The organism is Pseudomonas sp. p106 (assembly GCF_003936645.1).
GTDB lineage: Bacteria > Pseudomonadota > Gammaproteobacteria > Pseudomonadales > Pseudomonadaceae > Aquipseudomonas > Aquipseudomonas putida_E.
Genome location: NZ_RHQR01000018.1, coordinates 91219 through 112915 on the forward strand (window position 1 = coordinate 91219; position 21697 = coordinate 112915).

Consider the following 21697-nt stretch of genomic DNA (forward strand, 5'->3'; position numbering starts at 1 on the left):
GGCTCCTACAGGTACAGCGCAGGCCTCAAGAACCGCGCTGAACCTGTAGGAGCCGGCTTGCCGGCGATGGGCCGCAAAGCGGCCCCAAATCGCTTGACCGACTGGCATTAGCCTTCGGGTTTTTCATGAGTGCGAGGTTAGGCAGCCCCGAGCCATCGACAAATTGAACGCAAATGAAAAAAGTTATCAGTTTTTTTCACGTTCGTGCGTCTTACCTGTAAGCCGCTGAAAACGCGTCGCTCGAACGCGTAAGGCCCTTATAGAAACGGTACGTCGAGACCGTCACCTACACACTCATAGAACAGTCGGAGTCAGTTGCGCACATGAAGTCCAAACGTATGCGAAACAAGGGGGCAGCCTTGGCCGCCGGGCCATCGAAGTGGAGCCTGCGGGCTTCGGCACTGGTGCTGAGCCTGGCCATGGCCCATGCCCATGCCCAGCCGGTTGCGGTGGACATCGCAGCCCAGCCATTGGACCAGGCCCTGATCGCCCTTGGCCAGCAGACCGGCCTGCAGATGGTCTACTCGCCCGACCTGGTCAGCGGCAAGCGTGCACCCAAGGTCAGCGGCACCATGGAGCCGGACCAGGCCCTGGCGCAACTGCTGGAAGGCGCAGGCCTTACCTACCGCATCGAGAACAATTCGGTCCTGTTGATCAGCACCGACACCAGTGATGTCGGCGCCGGTGCTCTGGTTATCGGCGAAACCACCATCATGGGCCAGGGGATGGGCCAGGCTACCGAGAACACCGGCTCCTACACACCGGGCCTGACCAGCGTCGGCTCGAAGAGCCCGACCTCGTTGAAGGAAACCCCGCAATCGGTGTCGGTGATCACCCGCCAGGTCATCGAAGACCGCCAGTTCACCGACATCAACGATGCGATGAAGGCCGTGCCGGGTGTGACCGTGCAGAGCAACACCTTCCGTATCCAGGACTTCTATTCACGCGGCTTCCCGATCCAGAACATCCAGCTCGACGGCGCCGCCCCCATGGCGTTGGGCACCACCGCCGGCAGCTTTTACGCGTCGAACATCTACGACATCGCCGAGTTCGACCATGTCGAAGTGCTGCGTGGTGCCAGCGCACTGTTTGGCGGCACCGGTGACCCGGGCGGTATCATCAACCTGGTGCGCAAGCGCCCGCTGGACTTCTACCAGCTCAAGTTCACCGCCTCGGCGGGCAGCTGGGACAACTACCGCAGCGAGCTGGACGTGACCGGCCCGCTGGGCTTCGATGGCAAGCTGCGTGGCCGTATGGTGGTGGCCTACCAGGACCGCCAGTACTTCGTCGACAACCGTGCCACCGACAAGCCGTTCTTCTATGGCGTGCTTGAAGCCGATGTCACCGACGACACCATGCTCACCGCAGGCTTGCGTTTCAACAAGGTCCACGAGACCGGCACCGCCTCGGCCGTGCCACGCTACAGCAACGGTGCAGACCTTGGCCTGCCGCGCCATACCGGCCTGTCTACCACTTGGGCGTACGCGGACGGCTTTTCCCGCGAGTATTTCGCCAAGATCGACCATCGCCTCAATGATGATTGGAAGCTCAACCTCAGCTACACCAACATCTACGACACCATCACCACCAACAACGCCACCACGCTGGGCTCTGTTAACCCGGTCACCGGCACCGGCGTGACCCGCTACGGCACCTACAACACCCAGTGGAGCGAGCAGAACCTCTGGGACGTCAACGTCTCCGGCGACTTCAGCATGTTCGGCCTCGACCACCGCCTGGTGGTGGGTGGCGACTATCAAGAGATCGACAGCCGCTGGCGCGGCACTGGCCGCTTCACCACTGCCGGCGGCCCGGTCAATGTATTCGATCCCGATTCCACCCCATGGGATGATCCAGGCGCCCGGCCGGTCATCAGCCGCGACTACAAGCCCAACAGCCAGACCCAATACGGCCTGTACTCGAGCCTGCGCCTGCAACTGGCCGAGCCGTTGCACCTGATCGTCGGTGCCCGTGCACAGCGCTACAAGTTCGACCAGACCTACCAGACGGCAGACGCCACCGGGTCGACCTGGACCCAGCAGTCGCGGGTGGACATGCGCGAACCGACCAAAGTCACCCCGTTTGGCGGCATCGTCTATGACCTGACGGACGAATGGGCGGCCTATGCCAGCTACGCCGAGATCTTCAAGCCACAGCAGAACCTGCTGGCCGGGCCTGCGACCTCTGGCAGCACCCTCGACCCGATGACCGGCAAAACCTACGAGACCGGCATCAAGGGCGAGCTGTTTGGCGGTGCGGTCAACACCAGCATTGCGCTGTACTACACCAAGCGTGAAGACCAGGCGGTGCAGGACCCGAACTACCCGTTGAGCCAGGTGGCATTCGGCGGTAACTGCTGTTACGTCAATGGTGGGGAAACCATCAGCAAGGGCATCGACATGGAAATCTCCGGCGAAATCCTGCCGGAATGGATGATGATGGCCAGCTACACCCTCAACATCAACAAGAACCGCGACACGGGCTCTGCGCTAAGCACCGTCACGCCCAAGCACATGGCCAAGCTGTTCACCACCTACCGCTTGCCGGGTGTGCTGAACGACTTCCGCGTCGGGGGTGGCGTGGACATCCAGAGTGCGACCAAGGTCAGCGGCACCGCAGCGACCTACGACAGCCTGGGCAACGTAGTGCAGTCCGATGTGCCTTTCGAATACCAGCAGAGCGGTTATGCGATCTGGAACGCGATGGTCGACTACCGTATCGACGAGCACTGGAACGTGACCCTCAACGGCAACAACCTGTTCGACAAGAAGTACTACCAGACAGTCGGTACCTCGACCTACGGCAACTACTATGGCGATCCACGCAACTTCATGCTGACGGTACGGGCGACGTACTGATTTCAGTCAGCGTAATCAGGGCTGCTGCGCAGCCCATCGCCGGCCAGCCGGCCCCCACAGGTACAGCGCAGTTCTTGAGGTCTGCGCTGTACCTGTGGGCCGGCTTGCCGGCGATGGGCCGCAAAGCGGCCCCAGATTCGCATCAGGCCAGCACCTGCTCCAACCAGCATCCTGCCGCGGCATACACCTCGCCAGTCGCTCCGGTGATCCCCGACATGCGCAGAAAGTCGTGGGTCAGCCCCGCCTCTATGCGCAGGGTGGTCGGTGTGCCGCTCGCCTCAAGCTTGCGCGCATAGTCCAGGCCTTCATCGAACAACGGGTCGTACTGGGCCAGGTTCACATACGCCGGCGCCATGGCCGGCAGCGCCGGGTGCAGCAGAGGCGAGGCGCGCCAGTCATTGTGCGCCTGGGCGGCGCCCAGGTAATGGTCATAGAACCAGTCCAGTGTGCCGCTCTCCAGCAGATAACCCTCGGCATACCGCTGGTGCGAGGCGCGCCGGGTATTGCTTTCGGCCACAGGGTAAAACAGCAGCTGCGCTTTCACTGCCATGGCCTGCGGGTGTTGCGCGGCTTCGATCGCCAGCACCGTGGCCAGGGTTGCCCCCGCGCTGTCGCCGGCCAGCACCAGCGCGCTCGGCAGGCCCAGTTCGGTGGCGCTGTGCTGCAGCCAGCTGGCGGCGTCCTGGCAATCGTGCAGGGCCGTCGGGAACGGTTGCTCCGGCGCCAGCCGGTAGTGCGCAGCGAACACCGCATAGTCACCCAGGCAGGCCAGGCGCCGGCACACGCAGTCATGCGAGTCCAGGCTGCCGACCACATAGCCACCGCCATGCAGGTAGAGCAGGGTGGCCTTGGGCGTGACGCCCGGGCGCACGTAGAGGCGGGCGGGCAACTGCGCACCATCGCGGCAACTGAACTGCAGGGCGCGCACCTCGACGTGGGCGGGAGGGTCGGGGTCGAGCAGGCGCGAGGCGTTTTCAAATTCCGCCCGCGCCTGGGCGATGCCCAACTGATGCATGGGCTGGCTCTTGCCCGTCAGGCGGCCGAGTTCGGCCAGTTCCAGGAACGCTTCCAGATCGCCATCCAGGGACATTCGGGTTTCCTTCACATTGTTGGATAAGGGCCCGGCCGCGCAGGGCGGCCGGGCGCAGGCTCACAGGGTTGGTGCGGCCACCGGCTGCAGGCGGTGAAGCACGGTTTCGAGCAGTGCACCATGGCTGACGATGGCGTAGTGATCTGCGGCCAGGCACTGGCTGGAGTGGATCGCGTGGCGCGCTTCGAAGGCCTGGCAGACGCCCGCTTCGCTGCTCTGTGCCCACCAGCAGTCCAGGCTGGCGCGTACCGCAGGCAGGGCGTGCACTTGCAGCGACAGGGCCTTGAGGGTCATGGCGACGGTAAACGTGCGCGCCAGATCCTCGCTGCTTTGCAGGCCGTCCATGGCCTCTGCGCCCAGGCTCCGCTCGATCAGTGCCTGCAGCTGCGTGGCATCGGCATTGGCCGCTACCGGGAACAGCGGCAGGCTGTCGGCCGGGCGGCCACTGACCACGGCGAGGAAGGCGCGCAGGTCGCCGCCGCAGTCTTCGTCCAGCGCCGCACCTGGCTCACCCGGTACATACGGGTCAACCAGACCAAGCAGGTCGATCTGCTGGCCCTGGCTCTCCAGCTCGCGGGCCACCAGTAGCGCCAGGGTGCCACCCAGCGACCAGCCCAGCAGGCGGTAGGGGCCTTGGGGCTGCTTCTGGCGGATGTACTGGGCGTAGTCGATGGCCATGGCTTCGAGCGACTCGTCTTGCCACTGGCGGTCGAGCAGCATGCGGTTCTGTAGGCCATAGACACTGCAAACGCCGTCCAGCCGCTGAGCCAGTGCGCGGTAGTCGAACACCGTGCCGAAGCCTGCATGCAGGCAGAACAGCGGTGCCTGGCGTTCGACCTTGCGGTTGAGCAGCAGCAGTGGGTCGAGCGCCGCCTGCTCGCGCGCCTCGGCCGGGCACAGTTCGGCGATGGTCGGGCGGGCGATCAGGTCGCGCAGCTTCAGGTTCAGGCCCAGTTGCGGTTGGTTGCGCAAGCGCGAGAGCACCTTGAGCACACCCAGTGAATCGCCCCCCAGTTCGAAGAAATGATCACTCACCCCAACCTGCTCCAGGCCCAACACATCGGCCCATATCGCCGCCAGCGCACGCTGGCGGTCATCCGCCGGTGCCTGGTACTGGCGTTCGCACATGAGAGGCTCGGGCAGTGCGCGGCGATCGACCTTGCCATTGGGGGTTAGCGGCAAGGCATCGAGCACCATCAGTTGCGCCGGTACCATGAAGTCCGGCAGTACCTGGCGCAGGTACTCGAGCATCGGGATGACAGCCCGCTCGCCGTCGCCACGTACCACGTAACCGACCAGCTGCTTACCGTTGGCACCCTCGCGCGCCACCACCACGGCATCGAGCACGTTGGCGATATCGCGCAGGCGCGCCTCGATCTCACCCAGTTCGATGCGAAAACCGCGGACCTTCACCTGATTGTCCAAACGCCCGAGGTAGTCGAACACCCCGTCCGGGCGCTGGCGTACCAGGTCACCGGTGCGGTACAGGCGCCCGCCAGTGGCGCTGAACGGGTCGGCGACGAAGCGCTCGGCACTCAGCCCCGGGCGGCGGTGATAGCCACGGGCAAGGCCCTCGCCACCGATGTACAGCTCGCCGGCCAGGCCTGCCGGCAGCGGGTTGAGGCAATCATCCAGTACATGCAGCGTGCGGTTGCCCACGGCCACGCCAATGGGTGCATACACCGCTTCGCAGCGCGCCGTCACCGGCACCTTCCACAGCAGTGGGGTGACCACGGTTTCGGTAGGGCCGTAGCCGTTGGTGAGGTACTGCGGTTTGAGCACCTGCTTGACCTGCTCGAAGTTGGCATCGGCCACTGCATCGCCGCCGAAGCAGTAGATGCGCACAGGGGGCGGGGCCGGTTGTGCCTGGCCATATTCGGCCAGTTGCTGAAGATAGGCCGGCGGGAAGCAGGCGATGCTGATGGCCTCGGCATGCAGCACGTCCCAGGTCTGCTGCGGGGTCCACAGGGTGTTGCCACGCACCACCAGCAAGCCCCCGCTGATCAGGGTCGACAGCCAGCGCTCCTGGGCACCGTCGAAGGCGAACGACATGAACAGCAGTTCGCGGGTCGACGGGCCCATTTCATAGCGTTCGATGATCGCCTGGCAGTGCATGCGCAGCGGGCCTCGGGCCACGGCCACGCCCTTGGGGTTACCGGTGGAGCCGGAGGTGTAGATCATGTAACTGAGCTGATCGTCCAGCGCCTGCTGTTGCGGCGCGTGACGCTGCGCGGACAGCTCGCACCGGTCCAGGTCCAGGCGGCGCTCGGGGGCGATGCCCAGGCGCTCGCCGATAACGCTGTCGGTCAGCAACAGGGCCACGTCGGCGTCGCCGATGATCCACTGCAGGCGTTCGGCGGGGTAATCGATGTCCAGCGGCACATAGGCCGCGCCAGCCTTCATCACCGCGTAGAAAGCAACGATGGTGCGCACCGAGCGGTCCAGGGCGATGCCCACCCGGTCCTCGCGCCCGATACCGCGTTCGAGCAGGGTCCAGGCCAGGCGGTTGGCCTGCTCTTCCAATTGCCCGTAGGTCAGTTGCACCCCGTCGCAGCGCACTGCCACCTGGTCTGCACGCTCCTTTGCATGACGGCCGATCAGGCTGGCCAGGTCATGCTGTGCTGTATCGCAGGGCTGTGCGTGTGGCTGCACGACGGTGTCGAGCAGGCCGAGCGTGCCGACTGCCGCCTCGGGGTGGCTCAGCAGGCGTTCGAGCAAGGCTTCGAAGTGGCGGCGGATGGCCTGCACCTGCTGCGCCTGGAAATGGTCCAGGCGGTAGAGGAACTCGATACGCAGGCGGGTATTGAGGTGCACCGCCAAGTCCATCGGGTAGTTGGTGACGTCGCGCAGTTGCGCTTCGCCGAAACGCAGGCCGGCGGCACCGGCCGATTGCAGGCGTTCATCGATGGGGTAGTTCTCGAACACGATGATGCTGTCGAACAGCGCCTGGCCGTTGCTCTGGGCCCAGCGCTGGATGTCCACCAGCGGCGTGTGCTCGTGGTCGCGCACTTCCAGGTTGCAGGTCTGCAACTGTTGCAGCCAGTCCTGCACCGCTTGTGCCGGGTGCGGTGCCTGGATGATCGGCAAGGTGTTGATGAACAGCCCCAGCAGGCTGTCGGCACCCGGGAGGCTGGCCGGGCGACCGGACACGGTGGCGCCGAAGCACACGGTCTGTTGGCCGGTGTAACGTTGCAACAGCAGCACCCAGGCAGCCTGCACCAGGGTGTTGGGGGTTACGCGCAGGCGCTGGGCCTGCTCGCGCAGCCAGGTGGTGCGCTGCTCGTCCCAGTGCAGGTAGAGCGCGCCGTGGCCTTCCTGGGCGCTGCGGCTGCCGGCCGCACCGGCCAGCTGGGTGGGGGCCTGCAGCTCGGCCAGGCGTGGCCGCCAGAAGGCTTCGCTGGCCTGTTGCGCCGGCGCCTGCAGCCAGCGGATGTAGTCGCTGTAGCGGCCTTGCTGAGCCGGCAACGGCTGGCCGGCGTAGCACTGGAACAGTTCACCGAGCAGGCGTGACTGGCTCCAGCCATCCATGAGGATGTGGTGGCTGGTCAGGATCAGTTGGTGGCGCTCGTCATCCAGGCGCACCAGCAACAGGCGCAGCAGGGGCGGGGCGAGCAGGTCGAACGGGCGGCGGCGCTCGGCTTCGGCGGCGGCGGCCAGGCGCGCCGGCTCGACGGCCTGGCCACGCCAGTCCAGCTCCCGGGCGTCGAGCTGGCCCTGGCGCAGCACCACCTGCAGTGGCTCGCTCAGCTGCGGCGCCTGCCAGAAGGCACTGCGCAGCATCTCGTGGCGCTCCACCAACCGGCCCCAGGCGGCGATGAAACGCGGCGCCTCCAGGCCTTGGACCTCGACGCTGGTCTGGTTGATGTAGAAGTCCCCGGCACCGGCATCCTGGGTGTGGAACAGCATGCCCTGCTGCACGGTGGACAGCGGGTAGATGTCCTCGACCTGGTCGCAGGCGAAGGGCAACAGGGCCAGCTGGGCCTGGCTCAGGCGGGCCAGCGGCACGTCCGAAGGGGTCAGGCCCCGGCGCACGCCCTGGCCGCACAGGGCCACGGCCTCGCGCAACTCGGCGGCGTAGTCATCGGCCAGGCGCTGCAGTTGAGCCGGCTCGAACATGCGCTGGCTGAAGCTCCAGTTCAAGCGCAGCTCGCCGTCGAACACCTGGCCATTGAGCGCCAGCCAGTTCTGCAGCGGTGCATCGGCGCTGTGTTCGCGGCCTTTGTCTGCCGGGATCGGCCGCATCAGCGTGGCGGCATCGTCGTTGCCACTGTCGAACTGGCCCAGGTAGTTGAAGGTGATACGCGCAGCGGGCAGCGCGGCCAGGGCCTCACGTATTGCCGGGCTGGCGAAGCTGCGCAGGGCACCGAAGAAAGCACCTTTGCCCGGCAGGGCGCGCAAGTGTTCCTTGGTCAGCATGATCGCTTCGGCCAGCGAGCTGCCGGCGCTGATGCGGGCCGGGTAGAGGCTGGTCAGCCAGCCGACGCTGCGGGTCAGGTCGGCCTCGACGTCGGCGAAGGCTTCGCGGCCATGGCCTTCGAGTTCCACCAGATGGTCATCGGCGCCGGTCCAGCGTTGCAGCACGCGGGCGAGGGCGGCCAGCAGCAGGTCGTTGATCTGCGTGCGGTAGGCGGCCGGGCAATCCTTGAGCAGGCGCGTGGTGGTCGCGGCATCCAGATGGGTGGTGACGCTGCGGCTGTCGCGCAGGCGCAGCGCAGCGTCGGCATCGATCACCGGCAGCGTGCTGTCGATATCGGCGCACTGGCGTTGCCAGAAGGCGGCTTCCTGCTCCCCGGCCGGGCTCTGTGCGTGCGCTTGCAGGCGCAGGGCCCAGTCCTGCACCGACAGGGTACGCGGTGGCAGCGCGCAGGCCTGGCCGGCAGCCGCCTGGGAATAGGCACTTTGGAGGTCTTCAAGCAGGATGCGCCAGGACACACCGTCAACGGCCAGGTGGTGGATCACCAGCAGCAGGCGCAGCTCACCGTCGACCACCCCCTGCACTGCGCGCAGCAACGGGCCTTGGGCCAGGTCGAGGCTGCCCTGAGCACGGTCGCACAGGCCCTGCCAGCTGTCGCCCTGGCTTGGCTCGAACAGCCAGAGCACGTCGTCGTCGGGCACGTGCGGGGCAAAGTGTGCCTGCCACTCGCCTTGCACCTGGCTGAAGCGCAGGCGCAAGGCATCGTGGGTGGCCAGCAGTGCAGCGAGTGCCTGGCGCACATGGGCCGGGGCCAGCGCCTGGTTGGCCTTGAGCATCACCGACTGGTTCCAGCGCTGCGCCTGTGGTACGGCCTGGGCGAAGAACTGCTGTTGCATCGGCAGTAGCAGGCTGCGCCCGCTGGCCGGCAGGTATGCGGCCTCGGCCGGTTCGGCCTGGGTCAGGGTGACGTGGGCCAGCGTGCGCACGGTCTGGTGGCTGAACAGGTCTTTGGGGGTGAAGTGCAGGCCGTCGCGTCGAGCCTGGCTCACCAGCTGGATGGACACGATCGAGTCGCCGCCCAGCTCGAAGAAGTTGTCATCAATGCCCACGTGCTCACGCTTGAGCACCCGCTGCCAGACCTGCACCAGGCGTGCCTGCAGTTCATCTTCGGCGGCGCTGTAGCTGGCCTGTGCCTGCGCCAGCCCCGGGGCGGGCAGGGCCTTGCGGTCGAGTTTGCCATTGGGGCTCAGCGGCATGCGCTGCAGGAACAACCACTGGTTGGGCACCATGTAGTCGGGCAGGTGGGCCAGCAATGCCTGGCTCAGTTGCTCGCGCTCCGGCAGCGGTGTGCCGGCCTTGGCCACCAGGTAGGCGACCAGCTGGTTGTCCACGGCCAGCACGGCGGCCTCGTGGATGGCGGGTTGCTCCATCAGGCGCGCTTCGATCTCGCCGAGTTCGATGCGCAGGCCGCGGATTTTCACCTGGTGGTCGATGCGCCCGCAGTACTCGATCACGCCGTCGGCGCGGTAGCGCGCCAGGTCGCCGGTGCGGTACATGCGTGCGCCAGGCTGGAACGGGCAGGCAACGAAACGCTCGGCGGTCAGTGCCGGGCGTTGGTGATAACCGCGGGCAAGGCCCACGCCGCCCAGGTACAGCTCGCCGATGACGCCCGCGGGTTGCGGCTGCAGGCCGGCATCGAGGATCCAGCAGGCCAGGTTGGCGATCGGTTTACCAATCGGCACGCCGGTCTTGCCCTCGTCACGGCAGGTCCAGTGGGTGACGTCGATGGCCGCTTCGGTGGGCCCGTACAGGTTGTACAGCTGGGCCTGCGGCAGCTGCGCGAACACTTGCTGCTGCGCCTCCACCGGCAGCGCTTCGCCACTGCTGACGATGCGCTGCAGGCTGCTGCAGTGGGCAACCTGGTCGTCGAGCAGGAAGGCCTGCAGCATCGAGGGCACAAAGTGCAGGGTGGTGACCTGATGCTGGGCGATCAGTTGTACCAGGCGCGCCGGGTCGCGGTGGTCACCCGGTGCGGCGATGGCCAGGCGGGCGCCGGTGATCAACGGCCAGAAGAACTCCCACACCGACACGTCGAAGCTGAAGGGGGTCTTCTGCAGCACTGTGTCGCTGGCATCCAGGCCGTAGGCCGCCTGCATCCACTGCAGGCGGTTGGCCAGGGCCTGGTGGCTGTTACCCGCGCCTTTCGGCCGGCCGGTGGAACCGGAGGTGTAGATGACGTAGGCCAGTTGCTCGGGCGCGCACGGCAGCTGCGGATCGTGCTCGGGCTGCGCAGCCAGCGCCTGGTCGAGCAGGAGCACGGGCAGCCGGGGCGGCAGCGGCAGGCGATCGCGCAGGTGCGACTGGGTCAGCAGCAGGCCGATGCCACTGTCTTCGACCATGTAGCTCAGGCGCTCGGCGGGGTATTCAGGGTCGAGCGGCACGTAGGCGCCGCCGGCCTTGAGGATGGCCAACAGGCCAACCACCAGTTCCAGGCTGCGCTCGGCGGCGATGCCGACCGGCGTGTCCTGGCGCACGCCTTGGGCGATCAGGGCGTGGGCCAGCCGGTTGGCCTGACGGTTGAGCTGGGCGTAGCTCAGCGCGCTGTCGCCGAACAGCAGTGCGGTGGCATCGGGTGTGCGGCGTGCCTGGGCTTCGACCAAGGCATGGATCGACGGCGTGGCAGGGTAGGCGTGGGTGGTGGCGTTCCACTGGGTGAGCAAGCGCTGGCGTTCTTCATCGGCCAGCAGTGTCACCTCGCCAAGCGCCTGCTGCGGGGCATGCACCACTTGCGCCAGCAGGCGCAGCCAGTGGTCACCCAGGCTTTGGATGGACGTGTGGTCGAACAGGGCTGTGGCGTAGGTCAGGCTCGCACTCAGGCCCTGGGCGTCCTCAAAGGTGTTGAGGGTCAGGTCCAGCTGCGCGGTCTCGCCTGCCAGTGGCAGCGGCTCGATGGCCAGGCCGTGGCCGAGGGCTGTTTCGTTCGGCTGGGGCGCGCCGACCTGATGGTTGAACATGACCTGGAACAACGGGTTGTGGCTGAGGTTGCGCTCCGGCTGCAAGGCCTCGACCAGTTGCTCGAAGGGCAGGTCCTGGTGGGCCTGGGCCTGCAAGGTGGCGGCTTTGACCTGGTCGAGCAGCTGCTCGAAGGACAGGGTTGGCTGGCACTGGGCATCGATGACCAGGGTGTTGACGAAGAAGCCGATCAGGTCTTCGGCCTCGACCCGGTTGCGGTTGGCGCTGGGCACGCCGACGCGGATGTCCTGCTGGCGGGTATAGCGGTGCAGCAGGGCCATGAACGAGGCCAGCAGCACCATGAACGATGTGGCCTGGCGTGCCTGGGCCAGCTGGCGCACGGCCAGGGACAGGGCAGGCGGGATGGCCAGCGGCAGGCGCGCACCGTCGAATCGCTGCACGCTCGGGCGTGGCCGGTCCAACGGCAGTTCCAGCACTGGCACTGCGCTGCCCAGGCGCTGGCGCCAGTAGTCGAGCTGGCGTTCCTGCTCGCCGGCTTCCATCCAGTGGCGTTGCCAGATGGCGTAGTCGGCGTACTGCAGCTGTGGTTCTGGCAACTGGCTGGTCAGGCCCTGGCTGAAGCGGGCGTAGCAGTGGGTCAGCTCCTTGACCATCACCTGCATCGAGCGGCCGTCGCTGATGATGTGGTGCTGCACCAGCAGCAGCACATGGTCATCGCTGCCCAGTTGCAGCAACTCGGCACGCAGTAATGGGCCGCAAGCCAGGTCGAAAGGTTCACGTACCCGCGCCTGGATATGGGCCTGTACGGCCTGTTCATCGAGCGTGGTAAGCGTCAGGGGCAGTGCGACGGTGCTGTCGACCTGCTGCGCGACGCCTTGCTCGTCTTCGACGAAACGCGTGCGCAGGCTGTCATGGCGGCGCACCAGCGCCTCAAGGCTGGCCTGCAGCGCCGCCACGTTCAGTGCGCCGCGCAGGCGCAGGGCACAGGGGATGTGATAGGCGCTGGCCTGGCGGTCGAACTGCCAGAGGAACCATTGGCGTTGCTGGGCGAACGACAACGGCAGGCGGTCGAACGCTTCACGTACCTGAGGGATCGGCAGGCTGGCCACCGACAGGCCTTGCTCGCGCATTTTCAACAGGTACTGCCGGCGCTTTTCCAGCGGCAGCAGGACAAAGCGCTTGGCAATTCTCGAAGCGGCAGTGCTGTCCATCAGTGTTCCTCCATTTCGTCGAGCCAGGCTTCGAGGGTGTCGAGCTTGTTTTCATCGACCGCAGTTGTAGTGGTGTCCAGGTGAAGCGCCAGGGCTTGAAGGGTCGGATGCTGGAACAGGGCCTGTGGGGTCAGCTCGCGGCCCAGCTCCAGCTGGATGCGCGAGACCACGTTGATCACCAGCAGCGAATGGCCGCCCAGCTCGAAGAAGTCGTCGTCCAGGCCCACGGCCTGCACGCCGAGCACCTGTTGCCAGATGCCGGCCAGCTGCTCCTGCAACGGTGTGTGGGGGGCGCGGAAAGTGCGTTGGGCGTTGCTGTCGGCTGGTGCCGGCAGGGCACTGCGGTCGAGTTTGCCGTTGACGGTCAGGGGCAGCTGTTCGAGCCACATGCAATGGGCCGGCACCATGTAGTCGGGGAGCTGCGCCTTGAGCGCGGCGCGCAGGGCGCCGGTGTCGCCGCCCTGGCCTGCATGCGCCACCAGGTAGGCGAGCAGGCGGGTGCCGGCGGGCCCCTGGTCGGCGATCACCACTGCCTGCGCCACCGCCGGCTGCGCCAGCAGGCTGGCCTCGACTTCGCCCAGTTCAATACGGAAGCCGCGGACCTTCACCTGTTGGTCGATGCGCCCGATGTATTCGAGGGTGCCGTCGCTACGGCGGCGCGCCAGGTCGCCGGTGCGGTAAAGGCGGCTGCCGGGCTGGGTGGAGAACGGGTTGGCGATGAAGCGCGTGGCGCTCAGCCCGGCGCGGTTGAGGTAGCCTCGGGCAAGGCCCGCCTGGCCGATGTACAGCTCGCCGACGCAGCCCGCCGGAACCGGCTCGAGTTCGCCGTCGAGCAGGTAGCCGCTGAGGTCGTCGATCAGTTCGCCGATCGGGCTCACCGTGCGGTTCAGGTCATCCAGGCCAATCGGTCGATAGGTGACGTGCACGGTGGTTTCGGTGATGCCGTACATGTTCACCAATTGTGGCCGCTGTGCGCCGAAGCGCTCGAACCAGGGGCGCAGTGCAGCCACGTCGAGCGCTTCGCCGCCGAAGATCACAAGGCGCAGGGCAAGGTCTGCCGAGGTGGCGCTGCACGCGGCCTGGGTCAGTGGTTTGAATGCCGAAGGTGTCTGGTTGAGTACGCTCACACGCTCATCCACCAGCAGTTGCAGGAAGCCCTGCGGGTCGCGGCTCAAGGCCTGCGGCACGATCACCAGGCGGCCTCCATGCAGGAGCGCACCGAAGATCTCCCACACCGAAAAATCGAAGGCAAAGGAGTGGAAAAGGGTCCAGACGTCATTGTGGTCGAAGCGGAACCAGCGATCGCAGGCACTGAACAGCCTCAGGACATTGCGCTGGCTGAGCAGCGTACCTTTGGGCAGGCCGGTGGAGCCGGAGGTGTAGATGATGTAGGCGAGGTTGTCGACGCTGCTGCGCGGCGCGGGATTGTCCACCGGCTGGTCGTCGTAGCCGGCCTCCAGGTTCAGGCGCAGCAGCCCGTCGTACTCTGGCAGTTCGGCGAGCAGGCCGGGCTGGTCGAGCAGTACCTTGATGCCGCTGTCGCGGACCACGAAGGCCAGGCGCTCTGCCGGGTGCGCGGGGTCGAGCGGCACGTAGGCGCCGCCGGCCTTGAGGATGGCCAGCAAGCCGACGATCATCGCGAAGCCGCGCTCGGCCGCCAGGCCCACCGGCACCTCGGCGTCCACGCCTGCCGCGATCAGGCGGTGTGCCAGGCGGTTGGCGCGCTGGTTGAGCTCGGCGTAGCTCAAGGCCTGGCCCTGATAGCGCAGGGCAACAGCCTGCGGGTGGCGTTGTACCTGGGCTTCGATGCGTGCCGCCAGCGCTTGCGTTTGTGGGTGGGCGACCGGCGCGCCGTTCCAGGCGTCCTGGACCTGCGAGCGTTCGGCCGGGTCCATCAGGGCCAGTCGTGCGAGCGGCAGCCCTGGCTGGGCCAGGGCCTGTTCGAGCAGGTTCAGCCAGTGCCTGGCCAGGCGTTGCAGGGTGGTGGCGTCGAACAGCGTGCGGTCGTAGGTAAAGCTGGCGCTGAGGCCGTGTTCACCCTGGGCCGTGCTTAGCGCCAGGTCGAACTGGGCCTCCTGCGGCTGGCTGTCCAGTGCCTCCAGGTGCAGCGCACCCAGTGGCGCGGCATCGGCCGCCTGGTGGTGGTTGTACAGCACCTGGAACAAGCCCTGTTGCGGGCCGCGCTGGGGCAGCAGGGCTTCGAGCAGTTGCTCGTAGGGCAGGTCCTGGTGGTCTTGGGCTTCGACCATGGCCTGGCGGGTCTGCGCCAGCAGCCCGGCAAACGACAGGTCGGCCGTGCAGTCGGCGCGCAGCACCAGCGTGTTGACGAAGAAGCCGATCAATTGCTCGGTTTCCAGGCGGTTGCGGTTGGCCACCGGTACGCCGATGCGGATGTCCGGCTGGCCGGTGTAGCGGTGCAGCAGGGCCTGCCAGGCCGCCAGCAGCACCATCGGAACTGTCGCCTGGTGCGCGCTGGCGAAGCGTTGCACGGTTTCGCCCAGTGCCGTGGGCAATGCCAGATGCAAGCGTGCTGCCGGGCGCTTGGCGTTGTCGCGACGGGGGTGATCGCAGGGCAGCTCGAGCACCGGTTGCTCGCCGGCCAGGCGTGTGCGCCAGTAGGCCAGCTGGCGCTCGCGCTCACCGTCATCCAGCCAGCGACGCTGCCAGGCAGCGAAGTCGGCGTATTGCAGTGCCAGTGCGGGCAAGGCTTGGCCTTGATAGAGCGCGCACAGCTCGCGGACCATCACCTGCATCGACCAGGCGTCGGAGACGATGTGGTGCTGCACCAGCACCAGCACGTGGTCGTCGGCCGCCAGGCGCGCCAGCCCTACACGCAGCAGCGGGCCGTTGGCCAGGTCGAAGGGCTGGCCGAGCAGGCCTGCGATAAAGGCTTGGCACTGGCTCTCTTCAAGTGGCTGGCACTGCAGGTTCAGCGACCAGGGGGCGAGGATGTGCTGGTGCGGCCGTTCACCTTCGAGGGTGAAGCAGGTGCGCAGCGCTTCATGGCGGGCAATCAGCTGGTCGAATGCTCGGCTCAGGGCGGTGACATCCAGCGGGCCGCGCAGGCGCAACACGCTGGGAATGTGGTAGGCGCTGCTTTCTGGGGCCAGCTTCCACAGCAGCCACTGGCGCTCCTGGGCGTAAGACAGCGGCAGTTGGTCGCGCGCGGTCTGCACCGGCAGGGCCAGCGGCGTAGCCTTTTGCAAATGCGCCAGGGCCTGGCAGAAGTCGCCCAGGCGCGGCTGGTCGAACAGCAGGCGCAGGGGGAAGTTCAGCGCCAGCTCATGGCGCAGGCGCGAGACTGCCCGCGCCACCAGCAGCGAATGGCCGCCCAGGGCGAAGAAATCATCACCCAGCCCGACGCGTTCGGCCTTCAGCAGCTCGGCCCAGGTGGCCGCAACCTGGCGTTGCAGGTCAGTGGTCGGCGCCAGGTATCGAGCCTGCGCCGGGCTTTCATCGACCACCGGCAGGGCCTTGCGGTCGAGCTTGCCGTTGGGTGTCAGCGGCATGGCCTGCAACAGGTGCAGGCGTGCTGGCAACATATAGCCTGGCAGTTGCTCACGCAGCGGCGCCAGGCAGTGTTCGATGAAGGCCAGGCTGTCGGCGGGCCTGCTGGCAGGCACCACATAGGCGACCAGTTGAGCCCCATCGACGCCGTCGCGGGCGACCACTGCGGCTTCGCGCACCGCGTCCAGGGTGAGCAGGGCCGCTTCGATCTCGCCCAGCTCGATGCGAAAACCACGGATCTTCACCTGATGATCGACTCGGCCAAGGAAGTCCAGGCTACCGCTGGCGTGGCGGCGCGCCAGGTCGCCGGTGCGGTACAGGCGCTCGCCGGGCTTGCCATAGGGGTGCGGCACGAAGCGTTCGGCGGTCAGGCCGGGGCGCTGGTGGTAACCCTGGGCCAGGCCGTCGCCGCCGATGTACAGGTCGGCCGGTACACCCGGCGGGCTGGGCAGCAGGTTGCCGTCGAGCAGCAACAGGCCGGTGCGCTCGATCGGCTGGCCCAGTTCGGGGCGGGCGCTGGCGCGGGCCAGTGCGTGGCGCGCCGACCAGATGGTGGTTTCGGTCGGGCCGTACAGGTTCCACAGCGCGGCGCAACGGGCCAGCAGCCTTACCGCCAGGTCATCGCCGAGCGCCTCCCCGCCGCATAGCGCGGTCAGTGCAGGCAGGCGTTGGTCGGGGTCATTGTCGAGCAGCATGCGCCATGTCGACGGGGTGGCCTGCAGCACGTCGATGTGCTCGCTGATCAGCAGGTCGAGGATTGCCGCCGGGTCCTGCACGGTGTGCTTGTCGGCCAGCACCATGCACGCCCCGGTGCACAGTGGCAGGTACAGCTCCAGGCCGAAAATATCGAAGGAGCAGGTGGTGATGCTCAGCAGGCGCTGGCCCGGGTGCAGGCCGGGGGCTTTGGCCATGGCCGCGACGAAATTGGACAGTGCGCCATGGGGCACCATCACGCCCTTGGGGTTGCCAGTCGAACCGGAGGTATAGAGCACGTAGGCCAGTTGCTGCGGTGGGCAGTCCAGGGCCAGGGCCGGTTCGGGCTGGTGCGTGGCCTGCAGGTCGAAGTCATCGAGCAGCAGTACCTGCTGGCCTGGCGTTGGCAGGGCAGCCAGCACCGAGGCCTGGCTCAGCAGCAGGGGGGCGCCGCAATCTTCAAGCATGTAGGCCAGGCGTTCGGCGGGGAACTGGGGGTCCAGCGGCACGTACGCCGCGCCGGCCTTGAGGGTGGCCAGCAAGGCGACGATCAGCGGCGCGCCGCGCTCCAGGGCCACCGCCACTCGCTCGCCGGGGCGAATGCCGGCGGCTTGCAGCCGGCGGGCGAGGCGCTCGGCGGCGTTGTCGAGGGCGCGGTAGCTCAGGCGCGCGTCGCCGGCGACCAGCGCAACGGCCTCGCCGTGGCTGCGCGCCAGGCGTGCGAACTGCTGGTGCACGGCCAGGCCGTCGAGGGCATCGCCAGCGGGGCCCTGTGCGGCCGCCAGCCACTGTTCACGCTGCAAGGCAGGTTGCGCATGAAGCTCACCGATAGCGCACTCGGGGTGGTCGAGCATGGCCTGGAGGATGGCCAGCCAGTCCTCGCCCAGCCGCAAAGCGGTGGCTGCCTCGAACAGCGCGGCATCGTAGTCGAGGCTGATGCCGAGCCGCTCGCGACCCGCCTGAACGTTGAGGCTGAGGTCGAACTTGGCGGCAGTCGGCGCACTGGGCAAGGGCTCGATGTGCAAACCTGCGAAACCGGCCGGGGGCTGCTCGGCATTGTCGCTGGTCCAGTTGAACAGGCAGTGGAACAGTACGCCGTTGGTGCCTTGGCGTTGTTCGGCAAGCGCTTGCTCAAGCGGGTAGTCGGCATGTTCCAGGCACGCCAGGGCGTGCTTGCGCACCTGCTCGAGCAGGCCGGCAACGGACTGGCGCGGGTCCAGGCGTGCCCGGTGGATCTGGCTGTTGACGAAAAAGCCGATCAGGTCCTGTACCTGTTCCTGGGTGCGCCCGGCATTGGGCACACCAACGATGAAATCCTCCTGCCGGGCATGGCGGCCAAGTACCAGTTGCCAGGCGGCCAATAGCACCATGAACGGCGTCAGGCCATTGGCCCGGCAGGCTGCCTGCAGCTGGCTGAACAGCGCGGCGGGCAACGCCAGGGTGCAGGTCCCGGCGGCAGTGGCGGGGCGGCTGTCGCGCGGGTGATCGGTGGGCAGCTCCAGCCGTTGCAGGCCACCTTGCAGGTACTGGCGCCAGTAGCTGGCAGCGCGTTGGTGGGCCGGGCTGGCCTGGTAGACGCCGCGCTGCCAGTGGGCGAAGTCCAGGTACTGCACCGCTGGGCGAGGCAGCTGACAGTCACTGCCGGCGCAGACGTTGGCGTAGGCCTGCGAGAGGTTGCGCAGCAGCACCGGATTGGACCAGGCATCACTGACGATGTGGTGGCTGGTCAGGGCCAGCACATGGCGTTGCGCGCCCAGCTGGTAAAGGCAGGCGCGCAGCAGTGGGGCCTGGGTGAGGTCGAACGGGGTGGCGGCCTCGGTGTGCAGCGCCTCGCGCAGCACGTGCTGTGGTTGACCGCGCAGGTCGACGCAGCGCAGGTTCAGCCGCGCTGCGCGGTCGACCTGCTGGCGTGGCTGGCCCTGCACCTCGTTGATGCGGGTACGCAGGATGTCGTGACGGTCGATGACCCGGTCCAGTGCCTGTTGCAGGTCTTGCGCCTGCAGCGGGCCCTGGAGCAAAAAGGCGCGCGGCTGGTTGTAGGTGGCGGCATCGGGGTCGAGCTGATCGAGCAGCCACAGCTGCTCCTGGGCGAACGACAGCGGCGCGTGGTCGGCGCCGTGGGCAACGATGCCGGCAGGGGCAGCGGCGGTTTCGTCGAGTTCGCAGAGCAGGGCCAGCAGCGCGTCATCGGTGGATCGGTTCTGGGGTGTCATCTCGGTCTCGCCATCACTGGAGAATTAAGCGTACTGAGAGAGACGAAGGGGCAGGGGGGTGATTTAGGCAGGTGGCGAAACAGCTGCACCCGGCGCGCGTGGGGCGCGCCGGGTGGGGCTCAGGCGAGGGCGGGTGCGTGTTCGACGACGACTTTGCCGGCCTGCAGCCGCACCAGTTGGTCGGCGATGTCGAAGTAGCGGTCATCGTGGGAAATGACAATGATGGTCTTGCCCAGGCGCTTGAGGTCGGGCAGCAGCTCAGTGTAGAAAATCCGCCGGAAGGTCGGGTCCTGGTCGGCGGCCCATTCATCGAACACCAGCACCGGGCGCTCTTCCAGCCAAGCGTTGATCAGCGCCAGGCGCTTGCGCTGGCCGGTGGACAGGTCGGTGGTGCTGAACGCACCGTCCTTGACGCTGACCTTGTGAGCGATTTCCAGGCGCTCCAGGTAGCGGTTGGCGTCGTCGGGGATGTGCGTGTCCCCCTGCACCACATCATCGAACAGGTAGTAGTCGGCGAACACCGTGGTGAACAATTGCCGGTAGTCGTCGCGAACCTGTGCGTCGACGGCCTGGCCGTTGAACAGGATCTGCCCCTGTTGCGGCGGGTACAGGCCCAGCAGCAGCTTGATCAGGGTGGTCTTGCCACAGCCGTTTTCACCGACCACGAAGACGATGTCGCCCTGGGCGATGCGCAGGTTCACCGGCCCTACCTGGAACGGTTGGGCACCGGGGCTGGCTTGATAGGCATAGCTCACCTCGCGCAATTCCAGGCTGTCGACCACGACAGGCTTGTTGCCGTGGTCCTCCAGCAGCAGGTGCGCTTCAGGCGAAGAAAACTGCTCGGAAAGCTCGGCGATACGGCGAAAGGCGATTTGCGCGCGGCTGACCACCGGCAAGGTGCCGATCAGGTGTTCCAGCGGGCCTTTCATGTACAGCAGCACCAGCACGAAGCCGCTGATGGCCTTGGGGTCGGCGCTTGGCCAGAGGAACTGCAGGGTCAGGCCCAGGCCGATGACCACGAAGAACAGCATGGAGCCGAAGCTCTTGGCAATGACGAATGTGTTGATCGAGCGGACCTGGGTGGCGCAGATCGCGTCGGCGGTGTCCTGGATGCCCTGGCGGAACATGCGCTGGCGCCGCGGGCGGTGGATGCGCAGCTCCTTGGCCCCCTCGGCGATGGCGTGGTAGTGCTTCTGCAGCCGGTCTTCCGCTTCGCGCGCCGCCATGAAGCCTTTGATGCCACGGCCTCGAGCGATGTACTGAACGACACTGCCGATGCCGATTGCCAGCAGCATCATCAGGAACATCGGCAGTGACAGGGTGGCCAGGTAGCCGAGGCAGCCAAGGGTTACGGTCAGCGAGATCGCCAGGGGCGCAAAGGCGAAGGCGAAGTCGCTGATGGTATCGACGTCATGGGTCAGCACCGGGATCAGGCGGTGGCTGCGGAAACGTTCGATCTGCTCGATCGGGGCCGACAGCACCTTCTCGCCCAGGGCTTTGCGCAGTTTGGCGATGATGTGCTGGCCGACGTAGTTGGTGCCGATGTCGGAGCAGATCGAGCTGGCCAGGGCCAGCGCACACAGCCCGGCGAAGCCGAGGATCACGCTGTTGCTCAGGCCGCCGTCGGCGTGCAGGCCACTGTTGATGGTGGCCAGCAGTGCGGTAACGCTCAGGCCGCCGACCATGCCCATGACGACCGACAGGGTGACGATCGGCCAGAACGGTTTGAGCAGGGTGAATAGCTCGCTCAGCGCCCCGCGGGTTTTGGAGGTCATGTTGAATTCCTGGATCAGAGGCAAAAGTACATCGTTATGACGAGTGGCCCGCGGGGCAATTTAACCGCGTACCGTCACAGGTCGCGGACCACCCGCACACCCAGCCAGTCACCCAGGCGGCCCGGGAAATTGGTGTTGCGGTTGCCGGAGCGGGAGAAGATCGGCGCCTCGCCCCAGTCGTTGCCGCGGATACTTACCACCTTGCAGCTGTCCTTGGCCCGGCTGGCCTGGCCCCAGGCACTGCCGTCGGCCGGGGCGCCTTCATAGCTGTTGTGGTAGCAGTCGGCGACCCATTCGTAGACATTGCCGTGCATGTCGTACACGCCAAAGGCGTTGGCCGGGTAACTGCCCACGGGCGAGCTATAGCTGTAGCCATCCTTGGGGCCATAGACGTTGGCGTGCTGGCTGATTTCCAGGGTGCTGTCCGGGTCGATGGGGAAGGGGAACATACCGGTGCTGGCGCCGCGTGCGGCATATTCGCGTTGGGCCTCGCTGACCATGCGGTAATGCTTGCCGGTCTTTTTCGACAGCCAGGCCACGTAGTCCTGCACATCGTGGTAGCTCATGCACACTGCCGGTTGCTGCGGGCCCTGTTTGTAACTGGGCTTGCTGGCGGTGCAGCGGCGGCCAGGGCGATCGTCGCCGTCGGCGATGCGCGTGCCCGTGGCCTCGAGGTAGCCGTCCCATTGCTCGGCGGTCACCTGGAAGCGGCTGATGGCGAAGGGCTTGGCGAAGGTCACCGCATGCTGCGGACCTTCGTCATCCTGGCGCCCCATTTCGTCGGCCGGGGTGCCCATGTTGAAGGTGCCGGCGGGCAGTACCACCATCTCCGGGCAGAGCTTGTCGCAGTCACGGAACACCGTGCCAGGGGTATTGGCGGCTTGTGCTGCCAGGGCCGGCAGGCTGCAGGCGGCCAGCAGGCCGGCCAGGGTCAGGCGATGCAGGGAAGCGGTCATGGGGGTG

At 66.8% G+C, this 21697-nt stretch carries 6 protein-coding genes; 1 reads left to right on the forward strand and 5 read right to left on the reverse strand.

The window, feature by feature from the left end; all coding sequences use genetic code 11:
- The first annotated feature begins 323 nt into the window (after positions 1–323).
- Positions 324–2858, forward strand: coding sequence for a TonB-dependent receptor (locus EGJ09_RS20640; RefSeq protein ID WP_080952081.1), 2535 nt, complete (start codon positions 324–326; stop codon positions 2856–2858).
- Positions 2859–3000: 142 nt separating this feature from the next.
- Here EGJ09_RS20640 and EGJ09_RS20645 read toward each other — a convergent pair whose 3' ends face one another.
- The 5 genes from EGJ09_RS20645 to EGJ09_RS20665 all read right to left on the reverse strand — a co-directional run bounded on the left by EGJ09_RS20645 (position 3001) and on the right by EGJ09_RS20665 (position 21690).
- Positions 3001–3948 carry an alpha/beta hydrolase gene (locus tag EGJ09_RS20645; RefSeq protein WP_125924667.1) on the reverse strand — a complete coding sequence of 316 codons (948 nt, stop codon included), beginning with the start codon at positions 3946–3948 and terminating at the stop codon, positions 3001–3003.
- A 60-nt stretch (positions 3949–4008) separates the two neighbouring features.
- Positions 4009–12546, reverse strand: a complete 8538-nt coding sequence (locus EGJ09_RS20650; RefSeq protein ID WP_125924668.1) for a non-ribosomal peptide synthetase — start codon at positions 12544–12546, stop codon at positions 4009–4011.
- Entirely contained in the window at positions 12546–18959 is a 6414-nt protein-coding gene (locus EGJ09_RS20655; RefSeq protein ID WP_125924669.1) for a non-ribosomal peptide synthetase, read from the reverse strand. The genes EGJ09_RS20650 and EGJ09_RS20655 overlap by 1 nt, the downstream gene beginning before the upstream one ends.
- A 119-nt stretch (positions 18960–19078) precedes the next feature.
- Positions 19079–20734: a cyclic peptide export ABC transporter gene (locus EGJ09_RS20660; protein ID WP_125924670.1), complete on the reverse strand. Its 1656-nt coding sequence runs from the start codon at positions 20732–20734 to the stop codon at positions 19079–19081.
- Positions 20735–20808: 74 nt separating this feature from the next.
- A complete protein-coding gene (locus EGJ09_RS20665; protein WP_125924671.1) occupies positions 20809–21690 on the reverse strand; it encodes a formylglycine-generating enzyme family protein in 882 nt (293 codons plus the stop codon).
- Between the last annotated feature and the right edge of the window lie 7 nt (positions 21691–21697).